Source organism: Desulfovibrio cuneatus DSM 11391 (assembly GCF_000430005.1).
Lineage (GTDB): Bacteria > Desulfobacterota > Desulfovibrionia > Desulfovibrionales > Desulfovibrionaceae > Frigididesulfovibrio > Frigididesulfovibrio cuneatus.
This window is the reverse complement of sequence record NZ_AUCY01000012.1, coordinates 62,658-74,866: the sequence shown is the minus strand read 5'-3', so window position 1 is coordinate 74,866 and position 12,209 is coordinate 62,658. Positions and strand designations below refer to the sequence as shown.

Below are 12,209 nucleotides of genomic sequence, written 5' to 3'. Positions count from 1 at the left end.
ATTTCATGCCTTGCCCTATACGCAAATGCCCGCTACAAACACGCATAGTGGGCCCCTGCATTGTGCCCCGGCGGCGCAACAAGTTCACCACCCTGCAAGAAGCACTGGTGCAAAATGCCGAGGCCGCCCCACGCATGAAACGCTTTCTATACCAATGCATGGAGCGCATTGGGCAATCGTACTTACTGGAAAGCTATTATTTTGTGCAGTAGGCAAACAGGTGTCATGTGGGCTTATGTCCACACTCCATAGGCAAGCAAGGCCTTGCGCTTTTTGTTCACAACAATATCGTCTTTAACGGGAAATTCTTTGGGTTTATAATAGTCTTTTTCACCGTTAATGTCCTGCATGGCCCCGTTGTGCTGGGCGAAACGTACGGCATAATAATTTGAAGCATGACTCCGCATCCACTCTGCTTCTTCTTCTGCCTTGGCGGCAATAGCCTTTTCTTTCTCTGTCATTTCAGGAAGGGCTTCTTCCGTTGCTTGCGCGTTGTGGCTGCTGGTGGCACCGCTTGCCTGTTCAGTTTCCTGCTTTTCGTAACTCTCTTCCATTTCCTTTTGGGCTTTGGTTTCCTCGTCTTCAGGAGACTCGGCAAATGAGGTAAGCAGGTGCGAAATGCCGTCAACCCACGCTGTAACCGTGGTTTCTCCTTTGGGGTCCATGGCAGAAACGTGGTTCTGCTCCACCTTGCCAAAGGCATCAGCCTTAGGGCCAACCAAGGAACCCGAAAATAGCAGGTCATTCATGGTCACAGTGCTGCCTGTGCTGGTATTCATAGTCATGAATTCCCCTTCAGGCACCCCAAACAGCACGGAATTTTTGCCCTTGCCCGCATCCACTTCAGTACCAACAGCGGTGGCTATGCTTAGGGAATCATCCCCGTCGCCAGTGACAAATTTTGAGTTTTTGCCATACAGGGCGTTTACCGTATCTTTCCCCCCGCCTGTGGTCAGGGTGGAGTCTACATACAGCCCGAAAGCCGTATTGTCCCCTTCGCCCAGGTCGCTTTGCGTGCGTGCCATAACGCCATTTAAGGTGTCGTCCCCTTCGCCGCCTACAATGGTGGAATCCATAATGGTGGCAGCAAGGTCATAGAGCTTGTCTACTTCATTGTATACCAGCATCCCTTCGCGCCCAATGGAGTCGTTGCCCTTGCCCGCATCCAGTTCGGAGTGGGAAAACACACCATTGAATATATCGTTGCCATCCATCCCGAACAGCTTGCTTTGGTGGATAAAGTTGCCGGAAAAAATATCCTTGCCAGCATCCCCGCGCACTTCCGAAGAGGCATAGCTGCCATGGAACGTGTTGCCCCCCTTGCCCCCCTGCACAAAACTGTCCTTGAAGGCCCCATCAAAGTTGCCCATGCCCGTGACGCTAACGGTGGATTTGTTGAACAAGCCGAAAAATGAGGCTTCGCCCCCGGTATCTGTAATGGTGCTTTCATTGAACACCCCGGTATACACGGTTTTTCCGCCGGAGCTGGTATAGGTGGCAGGGCCGCTGCCAAGGCTCACCACGGAAGCAGAAAATTTCCCGGTGTCCACCACTTTTGCGTCTTGGCGCAGTAACACTTCCCCTTCGCTTTGTGCCCGCAGTACCCCGCCGGAAAGAGCTTCCTTGCCGGAAACAAGTTCCATCTGGCCATTTTTTCCCTGCACAAGGCGGGCATCCCCTGTGAAGGTAAAAGTTTGGTCTTCCTGCCCCTTTTGCTTCACCAGCAAGGTACGGGAACCATCTGAATCTTCCTTCAGGGTCATGGTCATGTTGTTCACAGTAAATGTGCGCTCTTGCCCCTGCATGGCTGCAAGGGCTTGCAGGCTTTTGGCGTCAATGCCGCTTAAGTCCAGCTTGTCATGAGCAACCACCTTACGTGCGTCATTTTTGGCTGACCCCATGGAAGACGTAAGAGGCATTAACTCCGTGCCAATGCGCATGGGCTTTTTGGCCCGCCGGGAAGCTTGCGTGAAAGAAGCAGACATCATTCCTGAAATATACATGGCCTTCTCCTTATTTAAGGAAACGCTGATTGATTGCCGACACAAGTTCTTTGATGACGTCTTTTTCTATATCGGCACAACGGGTACATTCTTAATAGTAGCAGGAAAGATTTTACCCTCTACCTGGCACAGAAAATGCTTATTCAGCAATATGGGGCAAAACGTGCCCCCGGCGACAAACGGTTTATTCCTTATTTTTATTGAATAAAATGAAACACCACCTGTTTGTGGCCCACTTGGCACAGAGTTTGTAACTAGGAACTGCAAGGAGAGTCATCATGCAATTTTTTCCCACAGACACATCCCTGTACTCCAATACATATTCCCCGGAAGAACTTGCCACACGAGCAGAAGAAGATGCCAAGAAGGCAGAAGAAGACGCACGCAAAAAGGAAGGTTCCTCCTTTTCCGATGTATACAGCTCGTTCATCGAACCTGGGCGTACTGACTATACTGGCGTGCCCAAAGGGTTTTCCGCTTTGGACACCCCCGGCTCCGTGCTTGGGCGCACCAAAACCGATGCCTTGCGCGGTCTGCTGCAGGAAGGCAATGCCCCCAAAAGCAGCATGAACACCCTGGACGACCTGATAGATTCAGGCAAAAGCATGACTGTGGGGCGTATTTTTGGTGCCCTTTCCGGCTCTTCCCGCGCTTCTGCCGGGCTTGACGACCTGGAACGGGCAGACTGCGAAAAGTTGCTGAAAAAACTTGGCTTTACCACCGACGAATCGCAAGAGCTGATTCAGATGGGGGAAGAAGGCAAAGGCATTGCTGCCTGGAAGCGCATTTCCCAGAAAATTGAAGACATGGACGAAAGCACCCTTTCAGTCCACCCGGCTGAAATTGCTGCCCTGCTGCGTAGCCTGGACGTGAGTAGTGCCGCCCGCGAAAATATTAATAAGGCAACAATTGAGCACCAGTTAGACGCCATGAACAAGGGCGAACTGAAAACTCTGCTTGCCCAGGTAGACAAAGAACTGGGGGAAAAAGAGCTGGCCCAGCAAACCATGCTGCGCTCTTTGCGCCCAGCCATTGATGAAGCCCTGAAAGCAGCCAAGCTGGAAGAGCTTGGTGGCCCTTCCGCAGACATGCGGGCAGGCAGCCGTAACATTGCCAGTGAATTACGCATGCGCAGCGCCGCGTTTGAACAGGCAGAAGGCGAAGGCTTGCAAAGCGACGCCAAAAGCCATGAAGAGCATATGGAAGTTTCCCAAGACCTGCACGAACACCAGGAAAACCTGCGCAAGGAAGGGCAGAAGGAAGCAACCAAAGGCAAACAGCAATTTACTCCCAATGCGGAACAGGTCCAGCAGGCTGCCCAGAAGGAAGCCCCAAAGGCCGCCCCGGTAGCAGACCCCGTGCGTGAAATGCTCAACGCATTTGATGTGCAGCTTGACCGCCCCATGGCGCAGGAAGCAAAAACCCCTGCCCAGCCCATGCCCACCACCCACTTGAAGCAAGAAGTTTTTGCCCAGGTGGAACAGGGTATTTTGCAAAGCACCCAGAACGGGGGCCAGCAACTGACCATGCAGCTTTCCAGTGGTGACCTTGGCAAAGTGAGCCTGGTGCTGAGCATGCAGGAAGGGGAACTGAAAGCTGTGTTCAAGGCGGAAAATAAAGAGAGTGCCGCCGCTCTTACAGAACAAATTACAGAGCTCAAGGCCCAACTTGAAGAAAACGGCATCAAAGTTGCAGAAATAGATGTGCAAACCAACGTGCGGGAAGATTCTTCCTCCCACACATGGCAGCAGGGCCAGCATGAACATAACTTCATGCAGGAAGCCCGTGAACAACAGCGGTTTGCCCGCCTTGCCCAGCTTCGCCGTGAAGCAGGGGAAAGCGTGCAAGCGAGTACTGCAACCACCACCCCTGCTGGCAGGGAACAAGGGCTGCACATAGTCGCATAGAGCATTTCCACTTTGAAATGCTTTGTGAACGCACAGCGGACACCCGCGAAGCGGGTACGTTTATTCAAACATCACCATAGGCTGCTTGAAGTTGCCCATGTGTGCTGCAGAAAATGAATGCAACTTTTCAAAGTTCAAATGTTCTAGGAGTTTATTATGGCACCTGCTGCTGATAGCATTCTTGGTGAATATGAAAAAGGCGTAAACGCCGCAACAGGCGGGAACGACCGCATTGCAACGGACAAAAGCACCTTCCTAAAGCTGCTTATTGCCCAGCTTACGCACCAAGACCCCATGAACCCGGCGGAAGACAAAGAATTCATTGCTCAGCTTGCCCAGTTCACCTCTGTGGAAGAACTGCAAAACATTAATGCTGGCATTGAAAAACTCACTGAAAGCCAGGCCCAGCAGCAGCTTACCAACACAGCCAGCCTGCTTGGCAACCACGTGGTGGCCAAAGGCGATTATGTAACAAAAAGAGACGGCTACAGCACCACGCTGTACGCTAAAATTCCGGAAAAGCTGGCAAGCTGCACCATTAACGTGTACGCCACCAACCCGGACGGCAGCCTGGGTACCCTTATCCGCAGCGAACAGGCAGGCGCTTTGCCCGCCAACGACTCCCAGCCAGTGGTGTGGGACGGCAAAACCAACTCTGGTGTGGAAGCGCCCAACGGCACATACTCCATCGTCCTTTCCGGCAAGCGGGCAGACGGTAGCAGTGTGCTTATTGAAACGGAATCCGAAGGCACGGTTATTGGGGTACGCTCTTCCAAAGACGGCAACCACGAACTGTTCCTTAACGACGGCAGAACAGTGCGCTTTAACGATGTGAACCTCATCACCCAAACCTCCCCAAAAGAGCTGCAAAAGCCCAGCGGTACTGGCACGGAAGTGGTGAAAAAGTCCGGTGCTTCCATAGAAGAGGTAAAGGCCACGTTGGAAGAAGGCCTGCCCAACGTAAGCGTAGCCGTTTACAAATCCTATGCAGACTACACCGCTGGCAACCTAGTATACACCAAAGACCTTGGTGCCAAGGTGAAGGGCGACTTCACCTACACGTGGGACGGCAAAGACAGCAATGGTGTGAGCCAGGCAGACGGCAACTACATAGTGGTGCTTTCCGGCACTAAGGAAGATGGCTCAGCCGCCACCATGCAAACACAGGTAACCAAGGCTGAATAAGCCTTAGGGTTACACCCCCTGAAGAATACGCTGCCAGCCCCCATTATGGCGGGCTGGCAAGCGGAAAAAAATGCCGCATTGCCGGGCAGCCCCACCAGGGCACCGGGAAAAATGTGCGGGGTCTTGCCTTGCGCCCTGCCTCTTTACAATGGCAGCACACTGCCCTGGCACACGGGGCAGCACAAAGGCAAAAATTTTGGTGAAGCTCTGCATTAAGCAGAGTTTGAAACGCTCAGTTTTTCGTTTGGCAAGGCACACGCCCACAAGGCCTGCCACGCCCCTGCCGATTCTTACAGTAAATAACCGCGCCCTTTGGCGCAAAGGCGTACTTTCACGCCAGCTTCAATACCTTGTAATACTCTTTGGAGGGATACCATGAGCCTTACAGCAAGCATGTGGACCAGCGTTTCTGGTCTGCTCGTACACGGCGAAGCCATGAACGTGGTTGGTAACAACATTTCCAACATCAACACCGTGGGCTTCAAAGGTTCACGCATGGATTTTCAAGATTTCGTGTACCAGGAAATAGGCACCGCTGCCGGCATTGGGCAGGTAGGGCGCGGCACAAGCGTTGGCATTGTCATGAAAGACTTTTCCCAGGCCGCCTTCCAAACCACCACCACCACCACAGACATTGCCATTGGCGGTAACGGTTTTTTCCAGGTAAAGCCCATTAACGACAACACCACCTACTACACCCGCGCCGGGAACTTCCGCTTTAACAAAGAAGGCTACCTGGTAGACCCGCACGGCTATGCCCTGCAAGGCTGGAAGGTAGATAACGAATCCAGCTCCCTGCTGGCTTCCACCGGGGCTGTTTCCAGCACGGGTTCGCGCATTATCGGCACAGGCACCCCTGTAGACATCAAGCTGGACAAGTTCAGCGTGGACCCACGCCACACCACCAACATGACCTTGGCCCTGAACCTGGATTCTGCCCAGGGCAACGACAAAAGCAGCGACCCGGACGACCCGTTCTTCTCCCTGCTGAAAAAATGGGATGCCACCCCCAACAGCCTGGGCAACATTACCCCGCTGGGCAGCGCTTCCTATGCATTTTCCAGCACCATGGAAGTGTTTGATGAAAGCGGGCAAGCCCAAAAGCTGACCATTTACTTTGACCGGGTTACCCAGACCAACCAAACTAATATTGACGACATGACCAACAACCAGGTGGTGTGGGAATATATTGTCACCATGGACCCTGCCAAAGACCAGCGCAACTTTACAGACAACACCGCCACCCCCATTGACCCCAAGTACAAGGGGCTGCTTATGGCAGGCACCCTGACCTTTGACAGCTCCGGCCAAATGCGCGACCAAACCGCCTATGTGCCCGGCGACAACGACATGGGCAACCTGGACAACTGGGTGCAGTCGCCCATTTCCGCTAACGGCTTCCCCATGTTCAACCCCAACTTTACGGGCCGCCCGGAAAGCAGCAACGTGTGGGACACCACCGTGAACCCGCCTACTGTGAACAGAAAGGCTGATGGCCGCATTATTGAACTGAACCTGGGCCTGCGCAGCAACAGCCCTACCTGGGACCCTGCCATGCCGCCTACCATAGGTGCTTGGTCCAGCCTGGTAAACTCTACTAATGCCATCGACTTTTATAAAGTGCAGCGAGACAGCGCAGGTAACCCGCTATTTTTCCAAAAATCGAGCATTGCAACGCCTCCTACCGGATTTCCCCCACAGCCATTTGTCGGGCCCCCAGCCATTACATGGACACCAGAAGCAGCCTTACCTGTGGGTGAAGTAGACGTTGCAGGCCTGATATTTGTCCAACGCAACACCTCGCAGGGAGTACGCACTGGGGAAGCTGCGGGGCTGAACTCTCTACTCGCAAATAGTCAGGATTGGGTATATAGCGCCCTGGGGGAACAAATCATTCCAGGTGCCCCAAACATTCAAGGTGAAGTATTTGCCAATTCAACCGGGCAAATATTCATCCGTGATAATGCAGCCCCGAATAATTTTTATGAAATCACTACTGGGGGGAACCCAAACCCAGCAGCTTGGACGCTCACAAACCAAGCTTCACCGCAGAACTTCACTGCTGCCCAAATTGCCGACCTTAAGGGAGTTCCCAACTATGCTGCCCCTGTGGCAACAACAACTCCGGCAGTTGGCGTAAACCCCAAGTTCCTTTTGGACAGCGCCGGGAACCCCATTCAGGCAACCCAAACGTCACTGAACCCCGGCATGGGCCAAAACGCCCAGTTGCAGAACCCGGCCAGCACCAGCTTTACCAACAACACGGGCAACAACTTCTTTGAGCGTTTTGCCTCGCAGGATGGGTATACGTTTGGTGAACTGCGTAACGTGAGTGTAAACCAGGACGGGGTACTTTCCGCCAGTTACTCCAACGGGGTAACCCTGGAACTGTATCAAATTACCCTGGCAGACTTCCACAGCAAGCAGAACATGCGCCAGGAAGGCGGCAACCTGTTCACGGAAACGCGTGAATCTGGCATGCCCATAACCGGGGCTGCCAACACAGGCACCTTTGGCACCACCAACTCCAACTCGCTGGAGCAATCCAACGTTGACCTTTCCAGGGAATTTGTGAACATGATCACAACCCAGAAAGGATTCCAGGCAAACTCCAAGACCATCACCACGGTTGATACCATGTTAGACACCGTGATTCAGATGAAGAGATAAGGAAAAGCTGAGTTATTCCGTTTGAACTTCGTTGCTCGCCTTTTTTGAAGCGGGGCAGGACAAAAGAAGTCCAGCCCCCGCTTCCCAAAAGGATTCGCGCCTCGTCAAACGAAAAACTCAGCATTTCCTAGGGATATTTACACCAGTTTTATTACTGGTGGAAAAATGTGGGCTGTTGCTGCCACACTGTTGGCAGCAACCACCTGCACGGGCAGGCCTTGGGGTACGCAGGGAAGCAACCCCCACGGCTACAAACGGAAAGACGGCCCCCACGGCTACCGCAAGGAAGCCACAGGGGCAGCCACAGGGAAGTGGCAGGGTAACCACCAGAGCAATTATATGTTCACAGGTTGCGCCGTCATCCCCCCGCAGGTATTGCCTTGTCCACAGCAGCAAAGTGCTGTTGGAATGGAATTACAGATGATTCAGGGCGGTATACTCTGCCAAGACAGGCGAATTGTGCTCGGAGGGAGCCAATTCCACACCCCTCCTTATGCAGAATTCGTCCGGCATGGCAGATTCTTTATGCGCCTTGAAGAGAGTGACAAGATTATTTTACACAGCCCAATAGTATTCTTTCCTTAGGGAAACACGTTTATAATGGCCTTTGGGAAACGCTCAGTTTTTCGTTTGGCAAGGCACGAATTTTTTTTGAAGCAGGAGTGACAATTCCGCAGGAAAGCGGAATTGGAAACCGTCCGCAGGGCGGGAGCCGAAGGCCGAGGCCCAGGACGGGCCGAGTCAACTCTTCCGTCCTCGACTGTTTCAAAAAAAGTGAAGTAACGCAGCCAAACGGAATAACTGAGCGTTTCCCAGGAATTTCCGGAGGCCCCCCCCTCAGGCCTTCCGGAACAAATCCCCCCCCTCACCCCTGGCACGATAATCCCTCCCGTGCCAGGGGTTTTTGTTTTAGAAACTCAACACACTCCGCTCCAAATGCCCATATCTAGACAGAATGTCTACATATGGGCATTTTCTGTATGTTATGCAACACAATATTTTATATGATATCAGACAAGTACAGCTTGGCGCATATCTTGCATGCGTTTGTACCAAAAAGCACAATCACGCCTGTTATTGTGTAGCCCATGCCGTGTAATCACCCCTTGTGTAAGGAGACAGTATGCGAAAGGTATTTACCGCAGCAGCCACCGTATTCCTCAGCCTTGGCCTTATGGCTGGCATCGCTTCCGCCAAATTTCCCGAAAAAAACGTCACCATGATCATGGCCTTTACGGCTGGCGGCTCAAGCGACGTGCAAGCCCGCGTTATGCAGCAGTATTGGGACAAAATGAAACTGCCAAGTTGGGTATTCCTATACAAAACCGGGGCAGGCGGTGCCATTGGTTTTGGGGAAATTGCCAAGGCCAAGCCCGACGGCTACACCATTGGGGGCGTAAACGTGCCCCACATTGTGCTGCAACCCCTGGGGCAAAATGCCCAATTTTCCATCGACTCCTTCGACTACATTGCCCAGGTGGTAAACGACCCCCAGTGCATTGTGGTGCATAAAGACAGCCACTTCAAAAGTGTCAAAGAAGTAATGGACTATGCCGCAAAAAACCCCGGCAAGCTCAAGCTGGGCATTGTGGGGCGTTTTTCCGGCCACCACCTGATGCTGCTTGACATGCAGTCCAAGTACCCCTTCCCCATAACAGACGTTGTGTACAAGGGCGCAGCAGACCAGAATGCAGCCCTGCTGGGTAAAGAAATTGATGTAATGCTTGGTAACCTCAACGACGTAATGCGCAGCCTGGAGCACATGCGCGTGCTGGGCATTGCTGCAGAAAAACGCTTTACAGACTTTTTGCCAGATGTGCCCACCCTGAAAGAAGAGGGCTATAACATTGTTTCCGATATTCGCCGGGCGTTTGTGACCCCGCGGGGCATTCCCAAGGAACACTTGGCAGAGCTACGCCGCATTTTTTCTGAAATTGCCCACAACCCCGACTACCTCAAAGAAATGAAAACCATAGGGCAACCCGCAGAATATATGGACGGCGAAGCATTTGAAGCCTATGTGCGCCAGCAAAACGACATTGCCAAAGCCACACTGGAAAAAGCCGGGTTACTGAAAAATAAGTAATGAAAGCATGTACCACTTGAAATAGTCGCTTAACGGCGGGAAAAGCTCGCCTACGCCTATTTCGTGGCAAGGATTTTTGCAAAAAATCCGTACAGAACAAACGCTCAGAACGGTTGAGCATTCTCAAGCTTCCATTGTTCTCAAAAATTTCCCGAGGGAATGGAACACTCACAGACGTATTACGGTTACAACATACTATACAGGGCGTTTTTCTGCCAAAAAAACGCCCTGTATATTTCCATCAGATAGCCAGTAAATATTCATTATTTTACCTTGGTGGTGCGGGAATGTGCCCCAATTGGGTAATGGACACAATTTTTCAGACTAACTGGAGTACCTATGTATGAGAATCTCTTGCCGGCATTGGGGCACTTGGTAGAACCGCTCAATATTTTCCTGATGTTATGTGGGCTGGCAGGGGGAATTATTGTGGGGGCCCTGCCAGGGCTTACCGCCACCATGGGAGTTGCCCTTATGGTACCCATGACCTTTTCCATGAACGCCACCAGCGGCCTGATTATGCTTGGGGCCATTTACATTGGAGCCATTTACGGTGGGTCCAATTCAGCCTGCCTTATTTGCACCCCTGGCACGCCTTCTTCTGTTGCCACTACCTGGGACGGTTGGCCCCTTTCCAAGGCAGGCAAGGCAGACACCGCCCTGTATGCTTCCCTCCTTTCTTCTGCCTTTGGCGGGTTGGTGGGGGCTTTGTTTTTGCTGCTTGCAGCCAGACCCCTAGCCATGTTTGCGTTAAATTTTCAAGGGCCGGAAAGTTTCTGGCTGTGTATTTTTGGCCTTTCCACCATTGCCGTGATGAGCACAGGCAACATGCTTAAAGGGCTGCTTTCCGGCGCTTTGGGGCTGCTTGTTTCCACCATTGGCATAGACCCACTGGAAGGCACCACCCGGTTCACCTTTGGGTTTTACCCATTGGTGCAGGGCATTGAAGTGATTCCCGCCATGATTGGCCTGTTCTCCTTTTCCCAGGTACTTGTGCTGGTGGCCAGCAAGCGCGACTACATTGCGGCCTTCAACCCCCAAAAAGGGGTGTTCACCGCTGTGGCCAAAAAACTATTTACAGACTGCAAGCGAGTGCTGCTGCTTTCTTCCGGCATTGGCACAGTGGTAGGCATGCTGCCCGGGGCCGGGGGAGAAATCGCCTCCATCATTGCCTACAATGAAGCCAAACGCTGGGACGCCAAGCCAGAACGCTTTGGCACAGGCGTGGTGGAAGGTGTAGCTGCCAGTGAAAGTTCCAACAACGCGGTTATTGGTGGTTCGCTTATTCCCATGCTCACCCTGGGAATTCCGGGGAGCGCAGTGGCAGCCATTATTCTGGGAGCCTTGCTGGCCAAAGGTATTCAGCCTGGCTTTAAAATTTTCACAGAAACAGCAGACCTTGCCTACACCTTCATGCTTTCACAAGTAGTGGGGAACCTGCTCCTTATTCCTGTGGGCTATTTTTTGGCTAAAATCATTGCCCGGCTGCTTAACGTAAAGCTGAACTATGTGGCCATTACCATTGTTGTGCTTTCTGTTATTGGTTCTTATGCCATACGCAACAGCCTTTTGGATGTATGGGTGGTGCTGGCCTTCGGGTTGATAGGCTTTTTTGGCGGGCGCATTGGGCTGGATACCGGGGCACTGGCCCTTGGCATTATTCTTGGCCCCATGATTGAAGAAAACCTGGGCAAATCCATGGACCTTTCAAGAGCCATGGGAAACCTTGGCACGGTGTTCTTCAGCAGTAAAACGGTTATTGTTCTTATGGGGCTTACAGCCCTTTCCTGCGTTACCCCGTTATTTCTGGCACGGCGCAAGGCAAAAACTGTCTGCGAAGCAGATGAACAAGGCAACCCCTTGCCTTCAGAACAGGAAGTTCTTCCCCAAACAAGTGGCAAGGCAGATTTGCTCAGCGGGCTGTGCTTTTTGGGCACGGCGGCCCTGTTTTACACAGCCAACCACGACCTTGAAGGCGCAGGCCGCGTTTTTCCCATAGGCCTGCAAGCATTTCTTGCTGTGGGTGCCCTTCTGCTGTTTGCCCTGGCCTGGAAAAAAGGGTTTACTTACAAAGACAAGGAATTCCTAACAAGCCTGCCAAGGGTGCTGGGGCTGCTGGCCCTTACTGGTGCATACCTTGCCCTTATTAATGTTGTGGGCTTTTTCGTCATGTCTTTTGCCTTCATGGCCGTGGCAGCAACCTACCTGGGCGACCCCAGCACAACCCTGGCAAAACGGCTGGGCCTGGGCGTTGCTGTGGGGGCAGGGGTGTGCCTTGCCGTGTGGATTGTATTCACCTTGTTGTTGTTGGTGCCCACGCCGGAAGGCATTCTCTTTTAAGGGAAGTACTGATTTTTT

Annotated in this window: 7 protein-coding genes; 6 read left to right on the top strand and 1 reads right to left on the bottom strand. The window is 52.5% G+C overall.

Going from position 1 to position 12,209, the window contains the following annotated elements; translation table 11 throughout:
• Positions 1–5: 5 nt before the first annotated feature.
• Positions 6–212, top strand: a complete 207-nt coding sequence (locus G497_RS0102520; RefSeq protein WP_156907893.1) for a hypothetical protein — start codon at positions 6–8, stop codon at positions 210–212.
• A 21-nt stretch (positions 213–233) separates the two neighbouring features.
• Here the strand turns inward: G497_RS0102520 and G497_RS0102515 are convergent, their stop codons facing one another.
• Positions 234–2,003: a calcium-binding protein gene (locus G497_RS0102515; protein WP_027186968.1), complete on the bottom strand. Its 1,770-nt coding sequence runs from the start codon at positions 2,001–2,003 to the stop codon at positions 234–236.
• Between the two features lie 278 nt (positions 2,004–2,281).
• Between G497_RS0102515 and G497_RS0102505 the strand changes: the two genes are divergently transcribed.
• From G497_RS0102505 to G497_RS0102475, 5 genes are all read left to right on the top strand, one after another.
• The gene (locus G497_RS0102505) at positions 2,282–3,910 is read left to right on the top strand and encodes a flagellar hook-length control protein FliK (RefSeq protein ID WP_027186966.1); all 1,629 of its coding nucleotides are present in this window, start codon (positions 2,282–2,284) and stop codon (positions 3,908–3,910) included.
• Positions 3,911–4,066: 156 nt separating this feature from the next.
• A complete protein-coding gene (locus G497_RS16325; RefSeq protein WP_051257751.1) occupies positions 4,067–5,095 on the top strand; it encodes a FlgD immunoglobulin-like domain containing protein in 1,029 nt (342 codons plus the stop codon).
• Between the two features lie 375 nt (positions 5,096–5,470).
• A complete protein-coding gene (locus tag G497_RS20305) occupies positions 5,471–7,765 on the top strand; it encodes a flagellar hook-basal body complex protein (RefSeq protein ID WP_051257750.1) in 2,295 nt (764 codons plus the stop codon).
• Between the two features lie 1,123 nt (positions 7,766–8,888).
• Positions 8,889–9,851: a tripartite tricarboxylate transporter substrate binding protein gene (locus G497_RS0102480; protein WP_027186963.1), complete on the top strand. Its 963-nt coding sequence runs from the start codon at positions 8,889–8,891 to the stop codon at positions 9,849–9,851.
• A gap of 339 nt (positions 9,852–10,190) precedes the next feature.
• Positions 10,191–12,191 carry a tripartite tricarboxylate transporter permease gene (locus tag G497_RS0102475; protein ID WP_027186962.1) on the top strand — a complete coding sequence of 667 codons (2,001 nt, stop codon included), beginning with the start codon at positions 10,191–10,193 and terminating at the stop codon, positions 12,189–12,191.
• Positions 12,192–12,209: the final 18 nt, after the last annotated feature.